The sequence below is a fragment of the Sulfurimonas sp. NW9 genome (assembly GCF_051132275.1).
In the GTDB taxonomy this organism is placed as follows: Bacteria; Campylobacterota; Campylobacteria; order Campylobacterales; family Sulfurimonadaceae; genus Sulfurimonas; species Sulfurimonas hydrogeniphila.
On the sequence record NZ_CP093236.1, the window covers coordinates 220,478 to 240,854 of the forward strand.

At 39.2% G+C, this 20,377-nt stretch carries 16 protein-coding genes and 3 pseudogenes; 10 read left to right on the top strand and 9 right to left on the bottom strand.

Annotation, left to right across the window (positions count from 1 at the left end; all coding sequences use genetic code 11):
* Window position 1 precedes the first annotated feature (1 nt).
* Window positions 2–1,923: pseudogene (tkt, locus tag MLC44_RS01420) on the top strand (transketolase).
* Between the two features lie 107 nt (window positions 1,924–2,030).
* Here the strand turns inward: tkt and MLC44_RS01425 are convergent.
* From MLC44_RS01425 to MLC44_RS01460, 8 genes and pseudogenes are all read right to left on the bottom strand, one after another.
* A pseudogene (locus MLC44_RS01425) lies at window positions 2,031–2,534 on the bottom strand (GGDEF domain-containing protein); the annotation flags it as partial.
* A gap of 340 nt (window positions 2,535–2,874) precedes the next feature.
* Window positions 2,875–3,033, bottom strand: a complete 159-nt coding sequence (locus MLC44_RS01430) for a hypothetical protein (protein ID WP_434658118.1) — start codon at window positions 3,031–3,033, stop codon at window positions 2,875–2,877.
* 72 nt (window positions 3,034–3,105) lie between these two features.
* A pseudogene (locus MLC44_RS01435) lies at window positions 3,106–4,997 on the bottom strand (putative bifunctional diguanylate cyclase/phosphodiesterase).
* Window positions 4,997–5,419 carry a hypothetical protein gene (locus MLC44_RS01440; protein WP_434658119.1) on the bottom strand — a complete coding sequence of 141 codons (423 nt, stop codon included), beginning with the start codon at window positions 5,417–5,419 and terminating at the stop codon, window positions 4,997–4,999. Before MLC44_RS01440 ends, MLC44_RS01435 begins: the two are co-directional and overlap by 1 nt.
* Window position 5,420: 1 nt before the next feature.
* Window positions 5,421–7,316: a TonB-dependent receptor plug domain-containing protein gene (locus MLC44_RS01445; RefSeq protein WP_434658122.1), complete on the bottom strand. Its 1,896-nt coding sequence runs from the start codon at window positions 7,314–7,316 to the stop codon at window positions 5,421–5,423.
* Between the two features lie 97 nt (window positions 7,317–7,413).
* A complete protein-coding gene (locus tag MLC44_RS01450) occupies window positions 7,414–8,961 on the bottom strand; it encodes a SagB family peptide dehydrogenase (protein WP_434658125.1) in 1,548 nt (515 codons plus the stop codon).
* A 48-nt stretch (window positions 8,962–9,009) separates the two neighbouring features.
* Complete coding sequence (locus MLC44_RS01455; protein WP_434658128.1) at window positions 9,010–9,297, bottom strand: hypothetical protein; 288 nt, start codon at window positions 9,295–9,297, stop codon at window positions 9,010–9,012.
* A complete protein-coding gene (locus MLC44_RS01460; RefSeq protein ID WP_434658130.1) occupies window positions 9,225–9,962 on the bottom strand; it encodes an AEC family transporter in 738 nt (245 codons plus the stop codon). The genes MLC44_RS01455 and MLC44_RS01460 overlap by 73 nt, the downstream gene beginning before the upstream one ends.
* A 42-nt stretch (window positions 9,963–10,004) precedes the next feature.
* Between MLC44_RS01460 and MLC44_RS01465 the strand changes: the two genes are divergently transcribed.
* The 9 genes from MLC44_RS01465 (at window position 10,005) to MLC44_RS01505 (ending at window position 19,446) form a co-directional block, all read left to right on the top strand.
* Window positions 10,005–11,168, top strand: a complete 1,164-nt coding sequence (locus MLC44_RS01465; RefSeq protein WP_346389213.1) for a glycosyltransferase family 4 protein — start codon at window positions 10,005–10,007, stop codon at window positions 11,166–11,168.
* A 74-nt stretch (window positions 11,169–11,242) separates the two neighbouring features.
* Window positions 11,243–12,619, top strand: a complete 1,377-nt coding sequence (locus tag MLC44_RS01470) for a mannose-1-phosphate guanylyltransferase/mannose-6-phosphate isomerase (protein WP_346389214.1) — start codon at window positions 11,243–11,245, stop codon at window positions 12,617–12,619.
* Complete coding sequence (locus MLC44_RS01475; RefSeq protein WP_434658134.1) at window positions 12,620–12,922, top strand: ABC transporter permease; 303 nt, start codon at window positions 12,620–12,622, stop codon at window positions 12,920–12,922. It begins immediately after the preceding gene.
* Window positions 12,856–13,413, top strand: coding sequence for an ABC transporter permease (locus tag MLC44_RS01480; RefSeq protein ID WP_434658137.1), 558 nt, complete (start codon window positions 12,856–12,858; stop codon window positions 13,411–13,413). Before MLC44_RS01475 ends, MLC44_RS01480 begins: the two co-directional genes overlap by 67 nt.
* Window positions 13,410–13,796 carry an ATP-binding cassette domain-containing protein gene (locus tag MLC44_RS01485; protein WP_434658140.1) on the top strand — a complete coding sequence of 129 codons (387 nt, stop codon included), beginning with the start codon at window positions 13,410–13,412 and terminating at the stop codon, window positions 13,794–13,796. Before MLC44_RS01480 ends, MLC44_RS01485 begins: the two co-directional genes overlap by 4 nt.
* Entirely contained in the window at window positions 13,751–14,635 is an 885-nt protein-coding gene (locus MLC44_RS01490; protein WP_434658142.1) for an ABC transporter ATP-binding protein, read from the top strand. The genes MLC44_RS01485 and MLC44_RS01490 overlap by 46 nt, the downstream gene beginning before the upstream one ends.
* A complete protein-coding gene (locus tag MLC44_RS01495) occupies window positions 14,625–15,851 on the top strand; it encodes a class I SAM-dependent methyltransferase (protein WP_434658144.1) in 1,227 nt (408 codons plus the stop codon). Before MLC44_RS01490 ends, MLC44_RS01495 begins: the two co-directional genes overlap by 11 nt.
* The gene (locus tag MLC44_RS01500; protein WP_434658147.1) at window positions 15,851–18,550 is read left to right on the top strand and encodes a glycosyltransferase; all 2,700 of its coding nucleotides are present in this window, start codon (window positions 15,851–15,853) and stop codon (window positions 18,548–18,550) included. The genes MLC44_RS01495 and MLC44_RS01500 overlap by 1 nt, the downstream gene beginning before the upstream one ends.
* On the top strand, window positions 18,445–19,446 hold the full coding sequence (locus MLC44_RS01505) for a hypothetical protein (RefSeq protein ID WP_434658149.1): 1,002 nt from the start codon (window positions 18,445–18,447) through the stop codon (window positions 19,444–19,446). Before MLC44_RS01500 ends, MLC44_RS01505 begins: the two co-directional genes overlap by 106 nt.
* Here MLC44_RS01505 and MLC44_RS01510 read toward each other — a convergent pair.
* Complete coding sequence (locus MLC44_RS01510) at window positions 19,414–20,295, bottom strand: hypothetical protein (RefSeq protein WP_346389219.1); 882 nt, start codon at window positions 20,293–20,295, stop codon at window positions 19,414–19,416. The two genes, MLC44_RS01505 and MLC44_RS01510, sit on opposite strands and share 33 nt — an antisense overlap.
* Window positions 20,296–20,377: the final 82 nt, after the last annotated feature.

Here is a 20,377-nt window from a genome sequence, read left to right on the forward strand (position 1 = left end):
AATGAATGAAAATGCAATGCGTCAAAAGATGGCGAATACGATAAGATTTTTAGCAGCAGATATGGTACAAAAGGCAAATTCGGGTCATCCGGGCGCGCCTATGGGATTGGCCGATATTGCAGTGGTTTTGAGTGAACATCTCAAGCATAACCCTAAAAATCCTTCATGGCTGAACCGTGACAGACTTGTCTTTTCAGGCGGGCATGCAACAGGGCTTATCTACTCCCTCTATTATCTTTGGGGATATGGCTTGACGCTTGATGATTTAAAGCAGTTTCGTCAGCTTGATTCAAAAACACCGGGACATCCTGAATACGGACACACTGAAGGCATAGAAATCACAACCGGTCCGCTGGGGCAGGGAATCGCCAATGCGGTAGGTTTTTCTATGGCATCAAAATATGTCGGTGCACAGGTGAATTCGGATACAGCGAAACTGATTGATCACACTGTCTACTGTCTGTGCGGAGACGGTGACCTGGAAGAGGGTATCTCTTATGAGGCATGCTCTCTTGCGGGACACAACAAACTGGACAATCTTATTCTTATTTATGACTCAAACCGTATTACCATCGAGGGCAATACTGACTTAAGTATCAGTGAAGATATCCGAGCACGTTTTGAATCGCAGTGCTGGGAAGTACTTGAGTGTAACGGACATGACTATGATGAGATAGACGCAACAATTGCTCAGGCAAAAAAAGCAGACAGACCGGTACTTATCATTGCAAATACTATTATAGCCAAGGGAGCAGGTCCTCTTGAAGGTTCTCATCATGCCCACGGGGCACCGCTTGGTGAAGATGTGATTGCAGATGCCAAAAGAGGTGCAGGATTTGATCCTGAGAAAAAATTCTTTGTGCCTGAGGATGTGATGGTACGTTTTCGATGTGCCGTTGAAGCGGGTGATCTGGCAGAACGCGAGTGGATCCATTCGCTTAAAACTGCTCCTTTAATGGAACAGAATGAAGCACTCGAAGCACTCCTGAATCATGATTTTTCAAGAATACAATGGCCGGTTTTTGAAAAAGCCGATGCAACAAGAAATACAAACGGAAAAATTCTCAATGCCATAGCCAAAGCGATTCCCGGCTTTATCGGCGGTTCGGCGGATTTAAGTCCTTCAAACAAAACATATTTGAATGATATGGGTGTTTTTCCAAAAGGAAAAAATATCTATTTTGGTATTCGCGAGCATGCGATGGCGGCTATTGCCAATGCAATGGCATTGTATGGTCCGCTCATGCCGTTTACTTCAACGTTCTTTGTATTTTCGGACTACCTCAAGCCTGCTGCAAGAATTGCGGCACTGACAGGCATTCAGCAGTTCTTTGTATGGACGCACGACAGTATCGGTGTTGGAGAAGACGGCCCGACACATGAACCGATCGAACATCTTTCACAGTTCCGTGCCCTGCCGAACTTTTATGTGTGGCGTCCGGCTGACGGTGCTGAAAATGTTGCAGCATGGAAAACAGCACTGACAATGAAAAAATCTCCGTCTGCTTTTGTATGTTCCCGCCAGGGTCTCGCTATTGTCCCTGCTCCGGTAAAAGGGAAATAAGCCGCGGAGGGTATCTGCTGGTAAGTGATGACAATGCTTCGCTGACGCTTATTGCTTCAGGAAGCGAAGTGGAACTGGCACTCAAAACAAAAGAGGCACTGAATGAAAAAGGTCTTTTTGCCAATGTTGTTTCTGTTCCGTGCTATGATTTGTTTATAGAACAGGATCAGGACTATATCGATGAAATTATTCTTCCGGATACAAAAAAAGTAGCCATTGAAGCGGCGCGCGGACTGGAATGGTACCGTTTGGCGGATGAAGTCATCGGCATGGATACTTTTGGCGCATCAGCACCGGCAAAAGAACTGTTTGAGAAATTTGGTTTTACAGTAGATGCCATACTGGAAAAAATCAAATAGACTTTACGAATCCTGACTGACCAGGCTTCTGTTGCGGCCGCTGTATTTGGCGGCATACAGAGCCTTGTCGGCATATTTATAGAGTAAATCAATATTTTTTCACCATCAAGATGCTCAAGGGTAGCGATTCCTATACTTACAGTCAAAAAATCTGATATTTTAGAGGCTTTGTGCTCTATTTTCAGATTTTCTATAATTGCAGTGAGTTGAGATACCCACTGATGTGTTTTTTCTTTTTCGTTTGAAAGAATGATACCCGCAAACTCTTCCCCTCCGAGCCTGAAAACAAAATCATCGCCTCTTTGTATGTGTTCCTGGAGTACATTTGCTACCTGTATGAGCGTTTCATCACCTTTTATATGCCCGTAATAATCATTGTAGTATTTAAAATAATCAATATCCAAAATAAAAAAAGTGATATAAAGATCCTGGCGTTTTGCCAAAAAAGAGAGTTTGTTGATCATATTGTCATAATATCTTCTGTTGTACAAACCGGTGAGCTGATCGGTAACAGACTGCTGATGCAACTCTTCGCTTCTTTGGCGCTCTTTGGCTCTTGCAAGCTGTAAGTCCTGTTGTGCCGCATCCAAAAGGGCTTCATAAATATACATACAAAGCGTGAGAATTGTAGAAGCAAGGACCAGTCGTACCCAGTCTGTAAAGTGCCACTCTCCTCCATTCCATACATTGATGTAATGGTAGGAAAGAGCAAAAAGAAAGGTATAAAACAGGAGTGAAAAATACAACCCGGATTTTTTGCCGTTACTGATAATGGCAAAAACAGGAACAAAAATAGTCCAGATTAAAGAGAAATGGAGGCCTGTGAAATATATGCAAAAACAAGAAAAAAAACAACAACATTGAAAGTCACTATACGGACAGACAGAAGAATATTGCCTGTTTTTTGCATATAAATATAAGAGAGTATACTGACTACGGCAGAGACGGAGTCTATAATCGCTGCCCAGTACTGCCCAATGAAAGGTTGATACAGGCAAAAAGTGAAAAGAGAACAATAGTGGCAATCAAGGCAAATTTTATAACAACAGAACGTCTGTTGCAAAAATCACTCTCTTTTTCCAGGATAAAAAAATCTAATATTTTATTCATGTAATAATTATATCACAATCATCACATCTTTTTTATATCGGGGGAGAAAAAATTTTAATTTGAACTGAAAATTTATAAAATACTGATTGTCGCTTCGGGCTTGCCCAGATAATATCCCTGCGCATAATCAATATTCATATCTTCAAGGGTTTTTAAAACACTTTGCGAATGGACAAATTCAGCCACAGTTTCAATGTTGAGTGCGTTTGTCAGAGTGAGAATAGACTCTGTAATTGATTTAGAGATGTTTGATGTATCTATATTTTTGATAATAGAGGCATCTATTTTGACAATGTCTATCGGCAGTGACTGAAACAGTGTATAGTTGGCAAATCCGCTTCCAAAATCATCTATAGCTATTTTTACACCGCAGGCTTTAATTTTTGCAGGTTTTTTATAAATATTTCACTTGAATTATCGAGTGGTTCATACTCCAGTAACTCTATAATAAGCCAGTGGGCATATTCTTTGTTTTGTTCCAATTCATTGAGAATCAGTGAAAATATATTTTTGTCAATAATATCCGAAAAGTTTAGATTGATACTTATAGAAACTCTGTTTTCTTTGATTTTTTCAAAAACAATGCCTAAGATAGTTTTTGTCAGTAAATTGTATATGTTCGTATGCATGACAACCGGCAAAAATTCCATCGGGGGAGTAATACTGCCGTCTCTGTTTTGAATTCTCACAAGTGCTTCGTATTTATGAATTTTTCTGCTTTTTATATGGAAAATAGGTTGATAATAGCAAACAACTCTTCCCTCTTCTATTGCTTCTTGTACCTCATACACCGGAAGGAGTTTCTGTTTTCCTGCTTCTTTTTGCCTATTTACAGCATCTAATACAACTTGGTTACGCCCGTCTCTTTTGGCGACATAGAGCATTTCGTCTGCATGTTTGATGGCATCACTTACCGTTTTAAATGTTTGCGGTCTACATGTAACGCCTATGGAAACAGTGATGCGAAGATCCTGGTTGTTATAATGAAAATTTGTAGCAGCAATATTTTCTCTGATTCTCTGTGCAACCTTGCATTCAGAAGCCAGACCTCTGCTTTTTTTGATAAATATGATAAACTCTTCACCGCCAAAACGGATGAGCCTGTCTTCATCGCGGATTGTATTTTTTATAATTTTGGAGACTTCCTGAAGTATTTTATCCCCTGTCTGGTGCCCGTATGTATCATTGACCTGCTTAAAGTGATCTATATCCACCATCAGTATTTTATAGTTTTCTATCTGTACATTGTTTAAAAATTCCCGTAAATAGTTTCTGTTGTATGCTCCGGTAAGCGGATCTGTAAGATTTTCTTTTTTTGTTTTATAAGTAAAATAGAGTTGCAGCAGTATGACAATAAACATGAAAAAAATAGCGGCAAAAATTGAAAAAAGGATTGTCTTCAGCGGTAACAGTGCTTCATGTATCTGTTTTTCTATATTGTTTGAAAAATCTATGGCAATTATCGCTTGCGTTTTTCCGTGTATTACAACAGGATAAAGATAGGTAACCCAAAGAGTTTCCACTTGTTTGTGATAAAAAACATGACTGCGGGCATTTTTCCAGACCTGATCCCATATCTCTTTGTTTACATGCAGCTTCTCTCCAAATTCGCCTTTGTCCTTTTTGCTGCCGTCGAGGAGATATCTGTAGGTTCCCGTTTCATCTCTGTAGAGCACAAAAACATATTTGTAAGTATCTGTTGCAATCAGGCTTATTTCCCGTTCCAACTCTTCTCTGAGATACTCTCCCTCAAAAAGTGCATCAAAAAAATTTTCATCTTGCGGCAGCTGCTGTGTTATCTCACGGGATATGTTTTTTGCAAATTCGTTTGCCTGCTGTATAAAGAGTCTGTTGACGTTTGCAGATAATTTTTGTGTCGTATGCTGCAGCGAAAAATAGAGATATCCGATACCAACAGCGATTAAAATAAAAATAAAAAAATATATTTTTGCTAAATTTTTCATCAATAGTCCTCAATATATTCAGACATTGATTTTGGAAGCGTTATATGATATTTTTCCAAATTTCGTTTTATAAAAATAATGTTCGGACGCCCTTTTTGCCAATAAAAACCACCGATAAGACTCTTTTTGTATTTTTTGAATGTTTTATAGTTTGTGGCAAATTTCAAACCATTCAGGTTGCTGGCATTTTCACCTGTACCTAACAGTAATATATCTGCCTGCGCAGGTGCTGTGACCAGTTGTATATCTCTTGTTTTTGTAAAAATTCTGTTTGTTGTCTGTGAGTCACTCCATACATGTACAACATTTTTGCCCGGAAAAAGCGCCTGAAAAATTGTCTGATATATCTTCAATTCATATTCAATTTGCGAAGCTGATAAAAGTTCTGTTAAAAACAGGAAAAGCAAAAGGCATTTTTTCATATTAGAAAGTATACTCCATATTCAGAAAAAATTTCTGGTCAGTCACAGGAATCGCGTATGATACCCCTCTGTATGGCAAAGCAAAGCCGCGGTTTAATATGTTTTCACCCCGGAGGCCTACAGAAAAATCGTTTGAGTAGTTGTATTTTACAGCAGAGGTAAAGTCAAGACTGGCTTTTGTATATATATTGTAAAGTGTATAAGAACTCCGATAAATCAGTTCATTGTAAAAATCAAATTTTTTGTACCTGTTGTAAGCACGGATTGTTGTTTCAAAAGCAGGTGAAAAGTTTGTATCTTTACTGTTTCGCCCAAAGTCAATATTGCATACAATTTTATTGTCAAGATCAAACTTATATCTGTAACCCATTTCCAGGAGCTCTTTGTATATGTCCTCCTTGCTGTTTACCCAGCCATATACCGTGCTCGGATCATAAACAAGTGTATCTTTGAGCGTGGCATGAACAAATTCCAGGGAGAATTTATGCTTTTTGGAGTGATCCTGATAATAGACTCCTGTTGTAAAGAGATCCATTTTTGGCGCATTAAGTTGAGGATTTGCCCTGTATGGAATATTTTGGGGATTGTAGAGTTGATAAAAAGCAAGGGGAATGTATGTTTTACTGTATGAAAATTTAAATCGGGCCCTTCCTGCGGCTTTGACAAAACCGATTTTTGCAAGGTATTCATTCTGCGATTTTACATCTTTTTGATAACGAAAAAAATCTCCTTTCACAGAAGCCAAAATATGCGTGGTATCGTTGACTGCATAGGTGTCTTCTGCATAGAGAGAAACCAGATTCAGGCTGTTTGAAAGTTGGTTTTGGTGTCTGTATGTCAAAGCGGTGTCATAATAGTCGCCTTTGGCCGTAAAAGCTTTATATTTGTAAAAAGATCCTATAAAAAGAGTATTGGCATCGTTTTGAAACTTTTTTTCCAAAATGACAGAAAAGATGTCATCATTAAATTTTATATTGTAGCTATTGATGAGAGGGGCATTGGCAATGCGTATGCCGTTTTCATCATTGTATTGTCTGTTGTATTCAAGGTTGTCGTAGGAGATTTGCAGTTTGAGTCTCTTGGGAAATTTTTTTGTAAGATGTATGTATAACTGTTGGGCATCAAGTCCTCCTCCCTCGGGTGTTTTGTGTGTTCCTATCCCTATAAAACTGTCATTTTTTTTATAATATTTTCCAAATTCCAGTTTATAATCTTTATAGCCGAGAGAGCCGTAAAGATTGTACCCTTTTTTATCACTTTTAAAATCATATGTTTTGTTGTTATAGGTGTTATGATACGTTTTTCTGCGTATATTGTCACTGTTGGCATAAGCAAAATAGCTTATACCGTTTTTTGTGATGTCGGTTGTATAGATGTTGGCATCATAACCTCCTCGCGAATCGCCTATTATCCTTACTTTTGAACCGTTGTCACGCGCCGCATCTTTTGTGTAGAGTTTGACAATGATTGAAGCATTTTCATTTCCGAACTCCATGGAAGAGGTTGCTTTGTAAATTTCTATGTGGTCAATATACTCTATAGACATCTCACCCCAGATTAAAAACCCGCTTCCAAAAGAGCTGGATGTCATATCATGGTCATTGATGTAAATTCTTGAAAAAGTGACAGGTGTACTCTGGGCAGAGGCCGTTGTAAAAAGTGTCAGGTTGTTTGCCCCTCTCTTGAGATAGAGACCCGGTACTGTTTTTAAAACATCCAGAAGGTTATGTGCCTGCATTCTTTCAAGGTCTTCTCTTGTATATATCTCAAGAAATCCCGAGGTGTCTCTTTTTGTTACTTTTGAGAGATCAGACTCTTTTTTGTAGGCATCAAGCAGAGAATGGAGCTCCTGGGAAAAAAGTGCTGTACAAAAACCTATCACAAATAAAAATTTCATTTTCCCGCTCTCCTCATCGTTTTACCGTTTACCATTAAAAAAAGCAATTATAGGGAAGATCCACTTAAAACATATTAAAACAAAATACAGTCGGATTTTAATACGCCGGTGTCGTCTCTATTCTGGAGTCAACATAACCGCGGCCTACCGTAAAATGGTAGAGACTCTGGTAGAGATTGTTTTTGAGACCCAGCACATTGACATTCATCAGATCATCCAAAAAGCAGCCGATGCCTGTGCCGGAGAGTCCGAGTGATGTGGCTTCAAGATAGAGCTGCTGTCCTATCATTCCGCACTCCCAGTAGAGTTCTTTGTATCTGTGGGCATTAAAGGCAAGCAGTTCTTCGGAGTATCTGCATATCATCCCCAGAGAGAAAGCCCCGTCACTGGCTATATCCTGGTTGCAGCTTATGATTTTGGAAGCTTTGGTAAAATCAGCTGTTTCCAATAGATAGAGGTTTTCAAAGTCTGTTTTTTCCCAAAGAAATGTATCATGAAACTCTTTTTTGAAATGTTCTAAATCTTTTTGGTTTCTTACATGTAAGTAGAGTCCCTGGGCATACTCTTCTACCCGGTGAACAAATATTGCCAGGTGGGCGGCATTGGCTTTGCCGTCAAGTGAGCAGTCTACCGACTTTAGAAGTGTATGAAACTGTTTTTTGGAAATTTTGGATTTTTCTTTATCCATTACATGGACACTTCTTCTGCCCAGTACAACCTCTTTTGACTCACGGCTCGGCTCTCTTGCAACCTTGCATCTGTCTGTCTGTGTCTGTGGAATCTGCATCACTGAAGTTGCTTTTTCAACTTCATCTATAATTGTCCACTCATATACTGAAGGGCTGAGCTTGTTTGCTGTGCCTTCATATTTGTTTGGAAGCGCGTCTGTCAGCGGTGCAACATCCAGGCCTGGGGAAATCTCTTCTTTGGAAACAATCAAAAGCATATCAGGCTTTTCCTCTTCAAAAAATCTGTTTTTTTGGTCAAGCCCGATGATTTTCGCTATTTGCGCATCACTGACACTCTCAACTCTTGTAATCTTCCAGCCAAGCATTTTTGCAGATACTGCAAGTGCCTGCCAGGCATGTCCCGCATCGAGTTGGACATAACGAAAGGCACGCTCTCCGTACTTCCATGCTTCACGCCAGGCAATGCTTGAAAGTGCAACGACAAAACTCTCTTTGGGGAGGGTGTCAAAAAAATCACTCTCAAACTCAGTCAGAATTTCCAAAGAATGGTTTTTTGGCGCATAATGGGCTACGGTGCTTTTTGTATTTTCCGATATCGGAGGCAATACAAGATAGGCCTCTGTGGGATGCAGGTTTCCGCTTGAGGCATTACACCGTACAGCCCAGGAACTGCCGCCGGAACTTTTCCATGCGGCAATGCCCATAGAAAACTGCAAGAGTTGAGACAGGGACTCTAACATCAGTGGTGCAGAGGGTAATTTCTCATCCAAAAGAGAATAGGGCGGCGTGGGATTGTCAAAACTCAATGCAAGTGCTATGCTCTTTGTCCCCTGATACATACGAAAAGGATCAGGCTGTGTCGCCCAGTCCATATAGCCTAAAGATTTTGCATATCTTTTTTGGGAGTGTTTGGTTGTTTCATGGTAGTGAAACAGTGTCTGGAGTTCTTTATTCATGCCCGGAGTGTAATATTTTTTGCTTAAAAGTTTCCAGCGTTTTAAAAATTAATTTTTTAAGTAGATTTTTTTAATGCAATCAACGCACTCATCGTTAAAGATATTTGAGTATGGAAACACCAAAAAAGACAACCCCCAAAAATAAAACAGAAGAGAAAACACCAAAGCCGTCACAAGTTTGGGTTGACAATCATAGAGTGAAGCCAGGTTGACATTGGCAACGGCGAGCGGCATCAGCAGTTCTATAAATATAATGCCTTTTATCATCGGTGCCAAATCGATATTGTATAAAATGACAAAAGCGACAAGCGGCAGCAGGACAAATTTGAGTGACATAACCCAGCCAATGAGTTTTTTGTTGATTGAGCGTATTTTAATGTCATACAGTAGATGCCAAACAAAAACAGCTGCATGGTCATGGAAGCATAGGCACCCATCATCAGCATATTCATAACGGCATCCGAGGGTGTATAATGATTGACACTGAGTACAATGGCAATGATTGCTGCCCAGAGAATAGGGAGTTTGAAGATGTTTTTCAGGGATGTTTTGGCATCAAAATTCCCGCGCGAATAAAAATAAACCCCTACAGTGTAGACAACAAAAACATTCACAAGGTTGACAACCGTTGTGTAGGGAATGGAAGCTTCCCCGAAAACAGCTATGTTTAAAGGGATGCCGAGATTGCCTGTGTTGCCTATGACGGAAGCAACCATGGCAATGGAGTACTCTTTTTTGTCTGCAAACAGTTTTACGGCAAATAGAGCAGACAACACAAGCACAAGCACAACAATGACAAGATAGACAGCAGGGGCATAGAGCAGGGTAATATCTACAGGATGCAGTAAAAGCCCCCAAAAAGTCAAAAAAACCTGGAGAAAATAGACATTTAACAGTGTAATGGTTCTTTCGTCTATCTGTTCTTTAAAGCTGCGTTTGGCGATGTATCCCATCACGATGAAAACATAAACAGACAAAATGGAGTAGATAACTGTTTGCATTGTATATTATACACTTTAAAGGTATTTAGTGTAAAGTTTCACATGCAAAGAATTACTTTATATGTTGATATAACACAGTTTGAACAGACAAGAGCCAGCACAGGAATACAAAGAACCCTTAAAGAATTTTTAAAAGGTGTATTGGGACAGAACAAGATAAAAATTAAAATTTTTTTGTGGAAAGAGAGAGAACAAAGTGTAATACTTCTGGATAATGATGAAGTGAAACATTTTTTGGAAAATACAAAAAACTATATCTTTCAAAGAGCAGTGCTGTATGATATATTTGACTATGATCAAGCAAACAAAAAAATCTTTTTTGATATAGATTCTGCCTGGAATATGCCTGTTAAAAGAGAGAGCCTTTACAAAAAACTTAAGGAGAAGAATTTTTTAATTTTTAATTTTATTTATGATTTGACGCCAATTCTCTTTCCACAATATGCTTACGAAGAGACAAAAAAAAACTTCTTTCCTTATTTATCTGCAGTTTTTCGCTACAGTGATTATGTTTTTTGTGACTCAACAAGTGCAAAAGAAGATTTTTTGCAATTCAAACAAAAAGAAAGATTTTACAGAGATATACCTGTGCAGGTTGTTTCTTTAGGCTCTGATTTTTGCAAGAAACCTTTGTCTGTCACACCGAAAAAATATAAAACGCTGCTACAGTCAAAATATATACTTTTTGTCGGAACACTTGAACCGAGGAAAAACCATGAAGAAGTTTTGGATGTTTTTACCTCTCTCGCACAGACATACAAAGAGCTTTTCCTTGTATTTGTCGGAAAAGAGGGCTGGAAAGTAGAGGATTTGGTAGAAAAAATACAACAGCACCCCTTGAAAAATAAACGATTTTTCTGGTTGCAAAATATTGACGATGGAACATTGAAACATTTTTACAGGAATGCTTTTTTGGTAACATATCTTTCCAAATATGAAGGTTATGGGCTTCCTGTTGTTGAGTCCCTGCATTACGGAAACATTACAATTGTTTCAAAAAACAGTTCAATGGTTGAGGTTGGACGAGAGTTTGCCGACTATATACTGTATGAGAACAGAGAAGAGTTAGGTCTTGTTCTTTCACATTATTGTGAAAACACAGAGGATTACAGAAAAAGAAAAGAATATATACAACATAATTTTAAACAAAAAACATGGAAATCTTTTTATAATGCTTTATATAAAACATTTCTTGCATATAAATAAGGCATTACTAAATCATCTTTTTATACTTTATGCGATAAAATATGAAACATTTATGCTAGAAAGAAGGAAAGCTATTGATAAACATCATCTTATGTGGCGGAAACGGAACAAGACTCTGGCCCCTGAGCCGATCTCTTTTACCAAAACAGTTTGTAAAACTTTTTCATAAAAAATCACTTTTCCAACTGACGGTCAAACGAAATTCATCACTTTGCGAGAGACGCATTGTTGTGTCAAACCAAGATCAATATTTTCTGGCGCTCGATCAGCTTGAAGAGATTGCATACGAAAGAGAAAATGAATATATTCTTGAATCTGTTGGCAAAAATACCGCTCCCGCCATAGCACTTTCCTGTTTTGGACTGGATGCCGATGAAATTGTTCTTGTAACACCTTCTGACCATCTTATTAAAAATCAGGAAGAGTATTTGCGTGTATTGCACCAGGCAAAAAATCTCGCAGAACAGGATTTTTTAGTTACGTTTGGTATAGAAGCAAAATTTGCTGAGACAGGTTACGGCTACATAGAAGCAGACGGAGACAATGTCAAAGCATTTCATGAGAAACCAGATGCACAACGAGCAAAAGAGTATCTCAGGCAGGGATGTTTTTACTGGAACAGCGGAATGTTTTGTTTTAAAGCCGGTCTCTTTTTGGAAGAGTTGAAAAAATATGCCCCGCAGATATACGAGACTGCACAAAAAGCTTTTCAAAACAGAATAATACAAAACACTACAAATAAAATCAAACTTGAAGATATGCAGAGCATACCTGAAGAGAGTATTGATTATGCGGTTATGGAAAAAAGCACAAAAGTAAAAGTAGTCAAATCCGATATAGACTGGTCAGATTTGGGAAGTTTTGATGCTTTGGCTGAAGAGTTTGAAAAAGATGAACAGGGGAATACAAAAACAGAAAACCTTCTGACACTTCATGCCCAAAACAACTTTGTTCATACAGCTTCGAGACTGATCTCTTTGGTAGATGTGCAAGATCTCATTGTTGTAGATACGGCAGACGCACTTCTTATTACAAAAAGAGGCAACTCAGAAAAGATTAAAACTATTGTCAAAGAGTTACATGTACGTGAGAGTGAACTTCCACATACACATGTTACAACGCACAGACCATGGGGAACATATACAGTTCTGGAACAGGCAGAAGGATATAAAATAAAGACAATAGTTGTTAAGCCCGGTAAAAGGCTGAGTCTGCAAAAACATCTTCACCGAAGTGAACACTGGATAGTTTTGAGCGGGATTGCAACGGTCACTGTCGGGCAAAAGGTAGAAGAGATACGTGCAAATGAAAGTACCTATATTAAAATGGGAGAGATTCATCGTCTGGAAAACAGAGGAAAGGTTGATGTTGTCATTATAGAGGCACAGGTAGGTGAGTATACGGGTGAGGATGATATTATCCGTATTGAAGATGATTACAAAAGAGTGTAAATGAAGCAAATGCTGCTTGCCCTGTGGGCATATAGGTTTTTTATTGTCTCTTCCATAAAAACAGAGTTCAAAACCCGTTTTGCCAGAAGTAAAATAGGAGGCTTCTGGATGGTTATTCATCCTTTGGCACAGGTATTGGTATATGCTTTGATCCTTTCTCAAATCATGAAAGCAAAACTGCCCGAAGTCCAAACACAGTATGCATATCCTATTTATATTCTTTCAGGTATATTGGCATGGACACTTTTTTCAGATATTTTGACACGCTCTTTGAATGTTTTATTAACAATGCAAATCTGTTGAAAAAGATGGCCTTTCCTAAACTTTCTTTGGTTCTGATTGCCATTGGTATAGCATTGATAAACTTTATACTTTTTATGCTTGTGATGTTTGTAGTTTTTGCTTTTTTAGGACATTTGCCGTATCATGCACTCTACTGGTTGCCCCTGCTTATAGGAATCACGCTTGTATTGGCAACAGGGATAGGATTGTTTCTTGGAGTTTTGAATGTCTTTATCAGAGATATAGGGCAGATTATGGAGGTCGTGATGCAGTTTTGGTTTTGGCTGACACCTATTGTTTATATGACATCTATTGTGCCGCAAAAATACCATACCCTTTTCATGCTCAATCCGATGACAGGCATAGTGGAGGGATTCCAAAATATCCTTTTGTATGACAAGGCGCCAAATTTCGGACATTTGTTCTATCCTGCAGTTTTTGCACTTTGCAGCCTCTTTTTGGCAATGCTTCTTTTTTACAGAGCAAGAGAAGAGATGACGGATGTGTTATGAGTAGTTTACTGGAAATATGCAATATCTCAAAATCTTTCAAAGAGTACAGTTCGGAGTTGCATCGTATTGCTTCATGGTTTGGCGTACATTATAAGCCGGCACATGAGAGAACAGTTTTGCATGATGTTTCATTCACTGTCGGGCATGGAGAGGCAGTAGCAATAGTCGGGCAAAACGGTGCAGGAAAAAGTACACTTCTCAAGATTATCACAGGAACTCTGAAACAGACAGAAGGAACTGTTCATATACATGGACGCATATCAGCAATTTTAGAGCTTGGAATGGGATTTCAGCCCGATTTGACAGGTCGTCAAAATGTTATCATTCAGCAGGACTCATGGGCTTTACACGCCAACAAATCAATGCAGTTATGCATGAGATAGAAGCTTTTGCAGAAATCGGGGTATATTTTGACCAGCCTGTGCGAACCTATTCAAGCGGTATGCAAATGCGTCTGGCTTTTAGCGTGGCAACAATGTACCGTCCGGAAATTTTGATTGTTGATGAAGCTCTTTCTGTCGGAGATGCCTATTTTCAGCATAAAAGTTTTTCACGCATACGGCAGTTCCGGCAAGAAGGTACAACCCTGCTTTTGGTTTCACATGACAAGGGAACTGTGCAGGCTATTTGTGATAAGGCTGTTTTACTTGAAAAAGGAAGCATTGTAAAGAGCGGAAATCCTGAAGAAGTGATGGATTACTACAATGCGCTTATCGCAGAAAAAGAAAACAGTATGCTCAAGCAGATTAAAAGAGAAGATGGAAGAGTGGAAACAACTTCCGGAACAGGTGAAGCAAAACTTATAAGTGCAGGTTTTTTCAACACAAAAAAAGAGCCGGTGGAGTACATTAGTGTCGGTGAAGCAGTGACGCTTGAAATTGCATGTGAAACTTTGGTTGACATAGAAGAAATGACAGTCGGTTTTATGATAAAAGACAGACTGGGGCAGCCGATTTTTGGAACAAATACCCATCATTATAAAAAAGAGATAAAAAAACCACACAAAGGGGAACACTACCTTGTCTCTTTTATTTTTAATATGAATCTTGGAGTGGGTTCCTATTCAGTTGCCATAGCACTGCATGCCGACAACACACATGTTGTAAAAAATTACCAATGGAAAGATCAAGCCGTTATTTTTCATGTTCTTAATGCATCAAAAGAAGAGTTTATCGGTTCATCCTGGCTTGATCCAAAAGTAGAGGTTTTTCATGTCGAGTAACAATTTTTATAAAGCATTTGAAGATGCGCACAGAGGTTCAAGAGAACTGATAAAAAAGAGAGTAAGTGTTTATTTGCCTTTTGTAACAAAACTAAAAGAGATGTATCCAAATGCAACAGTTCTTGATATAGGCTGTGGCAGAGGTGAATGGCTGGAGCTTCTTAGGGAAAATGATGTAATCGCAAAAGGGGTTGACCTTGATGAGGGGATGCTTCATGAATGTTCCCGGCGTTCGTTACATGTAGAGTGTGCAGACGGTATAGAGCTGCTTAAAAAACAACAAGATGAGAGTTTGATGCTTGTAAGTGCTTTTCATGTTGTAGAACATATATCATTTGAAGATTTGCAAACTTTTATAAAAGAGGCCAAAAGAGTACTTAAGCCGGCCGGATTGCTTATCTTGGAAACACCAAATCCGGAAAATATAAAAGTAGCAACAGAAAATTTTTATCTTGATCCGACACATACAAAACCCATTCCGGCAAATCTGCTTGCATTTTCAGCAAAATTTTACAAGTATGAAAGAGTGAAAATTCTCAGACTTCAAGAAGCTTCGCAATTGGCAAAAAAAGAAAATATAACCTTGTCAGATGTTTTGGAAGGAGTCAGCCCTGATTATGCAGTTATAGCGCAAAAATTCGCAAAACCGGAACTGTTGGAAAGGTTTCATGCCCTGTTTACGCAGGAATACGGACTGCCTTTAAGTGTACTTTCAGCAAAATTTGAACACCGTTTAGAAAAGATTGAGGCGAAAGCGACACAGGCGGAGGCGAAAGCGACACAGGCGGAGGCGAAAGCGACACAGGCGGAGGCGAAAGCGACACAGGCGGAACAAAATTACTACGCCATACTTAACAGCAAATCATGGAAAATTACAAAACCATTGCGAGAAGTGACCAGTTTTATACGTTGGTTTCTTACAGGTGTACGCCATTGGGTAACATTTTCTCCGACAAGTCGTCCAAGAAGAGTAGTCAAAAAAGTTTTGCTCAGTCTGAAATATAAAATAGCATCACAGCCAAAACTGAAAAAAATTAGTGTATATATTTTAACAAAGTATCCAAAACTGAATATGTTGATTCTAAGACTCATAATGCCGCAAACCAAACAAACAAAAACAGATCTGCAGGAGAACAGACAACTCAACTCTCCCCGTGCCAAACAGATATATAAACAATTGCAAGAGAGTATAAAAAAGAATGAAGGTATAAACTGATGCGTATTGTCATAGATATTCAAGGAATGCAAAACCTGAGTGCTTCAAGAGGCATCGGGAGATATGTGAGTGCTCTTACAGAGGCAATACTGAAAGAAAACAGTGAAGATGAAATTTTTTTGCTGCTTAACGGACTCTTTTTGGAAACTGTTGAACCGGTTATTAAGCAGTTTGAAAATTTATTGCCTAAACATCATTTTGTTGTTTTTGATGCATACAAAGGGCATGCCCTCTCAGAAGAAAACGCTTTAGGTGTTGCAGTTTCTCAGCTGTGCAGAGAAAAACTCATTGCAGATTTAAACCCGGATTTTCTACTGCTTACAAGTCTTTTTGAAGGGGCGATGGACAACTCTGTTACTTCTGTAGGTCAGTTTTGCCATATTCCCACTGCGGTAGTTCTGTATGATTTGATACCTCATATACTCAAAGAAAAATATCTCTCTTTTGCACCCTTAAAAGAGTGGTATTACAATAAGATAGAGTCTCTGAAACAAGCAGATCTGCTGCTTGCCATTTCTGAGTCTGCAAAACAAGAGGCAGTGCAATATTTACAAATTGACGCAGACAAAATTATAAACATCTCCTCAGCAGTCGATGCAGAGCTGTTTCAAGCACAAAAAGAGCAGAAAAATCTCAGAAAAAAATTCAACATTACAAAAGAGTTTCTGCTTTATACAAGTGCCTATGAGCAGAGAAAAAACTTTGAAGGACTTATAGAAGCCTTTTCTCTGCTCAAACCGGACATAAGAGAAAAGTTACAGCTTGTTTTGGTATGTAAACTCAACGAGGAAAAGAAAAATCAGCTTGTATCTGCCATAAAAAAATTTCGTCTGCAACCCGAAGAATGTATTTTAACGGATTACATACCGGATGAGGAGTTGATACATCTCTACTCTTCATGTACTTTGTTTGTATTTCCCTCTTTTCATGAAGGTTTTGGTTTGCCGGCGCTTGAAGCTATGTCCTGCGGTGCGGCAACTATCGGTTCTGACACGACAAGTATTCCTGAAGTGATAGGCAGAGACGATGCTCTTTTTGATCCCTACAATGCAAAAAGTATTGCCAGCAAAATAGAAGAAGTCATCACTGAAAAAGATTTTTGGCATTCTTTGAAAAAACATGCAAAGGTGCATGCAAAAAAATTCACATGGAAAAAGAGTGCAAAGGCAACACTCCAGGCTTTACAGGACAGAGCAGTTGCACAAAAAGAGACACAAAATTTTAAAGCAAATACAGACAAACTGATACAAAAAACAGCACTGCTGCAAAAAACAGAAAAACTCACAGAAAATGATTTGGTACATATTGCAAACATCATAGCAAATAACGAAAAGACTATTCAGAGACTCCAGGTATATGCAGATTTTTCACAACCTTTAAAATGGCGGGTAGAAGGTCCTTTTGACAGTAGCTACAGTTTGGCACTGCTCAACCGTGAAACAGCACGAGCTTTGGATGAGCTCGGACATACCGTTATACTTCACTCTACAGAAGGTCCCGGTGATTTTTTACCGGATGAAAATTTCTTAAGAGAAAACCAGGATATTAAAGAGATGTACGAAAGAGAATCGCACTTTGGGGTGCAGTCAGTCGATGTCGTAAGCCGTAATCTCTACCCGCCAAGAGTGGCAGATATGCAGGCAAAAAAAAACATGCTCCATCACTATGCATGGGAAGAGTCAGCATTCCCACAGGAGTGGGTCAAAGAGTTTAACACGCATCTTCACAGTATGACCTGTCTTTCAAAACATGTTGAAAAAATTATGATTGACAACGGCGTAAAAGTACCGCTTATCACTTCCGGCTGCGGGGTTGACCACTGGTTGCGAGTAGGGACAGATACAGGTTATGTTTTAGATGACAAACACAGTTTTCGTTTCTTACATGTATCGTCCTGTTTTCCCAGAAAAGGAGTTGATGTTTTATTAAAAGCATACGGAGATGCTTTTACAGACAAAGAGGATGTTTTACTTATTATTAAAACATTTCCAAATCCGCACAATGAAGTTCATAAGTGGCTCCAAGAGGCAAAAGAACAAAACAGTGCATATCCCGATATTCTCATTATTGAAGAGGACCTGAGTGAAGAACGGCTCAAAGCACTTTATAAACAGTGTGATGTATTGGTTGCGCCAAGCAGAGCAGAAGGTTTCGGTGTTCCTCTAGCAGAAGCGATGCTTTTGGATCTGGCAGTGATTACAACAGAGTGGGGAGGACAGCTTGATTTTTGTTCGCATGAGACCGCTTGGCTCATAGAGTACGCATTTGCTCCTGCAAAAACACACTTTAAACTTTTTGATTCCGTATGGGCAGAGCCGTCACAGGCACATTTGGCACAATTGATGCAAGAAGTTTATGAGACACCCCTTCAAAAAAGGTTGCAAAAAACAGGCAAAGCAAAAGAGTTTTTGTTAAACAATGCTACATGGTTACATGTAACAGAGCGTTTGGTTGATATGGCACTGGCAACACAAACAGACAAAGAAGAAAAAAAATTGAAAATAGCATGGATAAGTTCTTACAATACAAAATGCGGTATAGCGACATATTCCAACACCTTATTGAAAATATGCAAAATGCAGAGGTGGAGGTGTTGTGTAACTATGTACAGACAACACTTTCACAAGACAAACCAAATGTACAGAGATGTTTTGCATTGGGAGAGGAGCAAACACTGCAAACCCTTTCAGCAAAAGTAAATGAAATGAAGCCCGATGCGATTGTTATACAGTTTAACTACAGTTTTTTTAATTTTAGCAGCCTAAACAGTTTTATAGAAGAACAGACACAGCAGGGCATAAAGATTATAATGATGCTGCATGCCACACAGGATGCTGCGATTACCCCGCATAAAAAACTTTCACAGCTTGTACCGGGCTTTAAAAAGTGTGCAAGAATTCTTGTGCACTCCTACAAAGATTTGAATCGCTTAAAAGCCTATGGACTGGTTGAAAATGTTGCCTTGTTCCCTCATGGTGTTTTAGATTTTACACCTCCGAAAAAAGTTACAAAAAACAGCGTTTTCACACTTGCATCGTATGGCTTTTTTCTTCCGCACAAGGGGCTTTTGGAACTCATTGATGCTGTAGAAATTTTACGTTCTCAAGGTACAGCAGTCCATCTCAAGATGTTTAATGCAAAATATCCTGACCCGGTATCTGATGATATGGTACAAAAAGCAGAAGAAAAAATAGTTGCACTGAATCTGCAAAAGCATATCACACTCACTACAGACTATCTCAGTGATGAAGAGAGTCTGATCGAACTCAACAAAGCAGATTTACTGCTTTTTGCCTATCAGGAAACGGGAGAGTCCTCAAGTGCTGCTGTCCGTTATGGTCTTGCAGCACAAAAACCCATAGCGGTTACACCTTTAGAAATATTTGATGATGTTAAAGATGTAGTTTTTACATTGCAGGGAACATCTCCGCAGGAGATAGCAACAGGTATACAGCATTTGATGCAGCAAATCAAAACAAATGCTCCGAAAATACAGCAAAAACAACAGGAGGCACAACGATGGCGGACAGAGCATCGCTACTCACACTTGGGAGAGAGACTTTCAAATATTATTCAGGCACTTACAATCGCGTAAATCTTTGATCATCTGCAGAGTTCTTTTTTTTCTTGCAGCGTCGATGAGATGAAAATTCGTATTGAAATACATCTCCTGAGGATACATGTAATCATAAGGATTCCCCACAAAAGTCCAGCCGCGTTTGCGAATCTCTGAAGCGATATGTTCATAAAACCATCGTTCCTGAGGATTTTGACGGTAAGTGCTGTTGTACATTAAGGTACTTGGCATAAAAACGACTGTGACTTTTTTTTGTCTGCACCATTGGACAAATTGAGTTAAATATTTCCATCCGAGTGCCTGCGTGTCAAACGCTGCTCCATACTTTTGCGGATGCTTTGCATACCCAAGAACCTCTTTGTAAAAAGCAGCCGTTCTCTCTTTGCGGGAAGTATGGGTCTGATCTCCATAGGCATTTATGTGTTGGACGCCATAGAGCCCTGTTGTGGGCATCTGGCTGTCGCTGTGAAAATACCCATCCCAAAGTCTTTGAAAACGCACATGCCACAGAATGTAAAACTGTTCTTTGAGTGTAAGCTGTAAAAAGCATTCCGGTTCTCTTGAGAGTATATAGTCTATCATTTGCATACCTGGAGTACCGTCATAGGAGTACATAGGATACTCCAAAGGCATGATGACAATGTCTCCTTCGCGAATGACTTTTTTTGCTTCATGCAGTATGCAGGGCAGTTCAATTCCTGCATTGACACCGTCATTGAGTACCGGCATTTCGAAGGCTTTGGCAAGCATACGGCTGTCGATGCCAAAAAGTGCATTGGAACCGGCAACAAGGACTGTTTTTCGAGTGTAAGTCTTCTTTACCAGTGACTCTTTTTGCCGGTAAACCTCAAAAATCCACTGTGACATTTTTGTAGCTTTACCTGTTTGGAAATATACCAGGGCACACCACAGGCTGCAACTCAGAAGCAAAGAGAAGGAAAACCAGAGA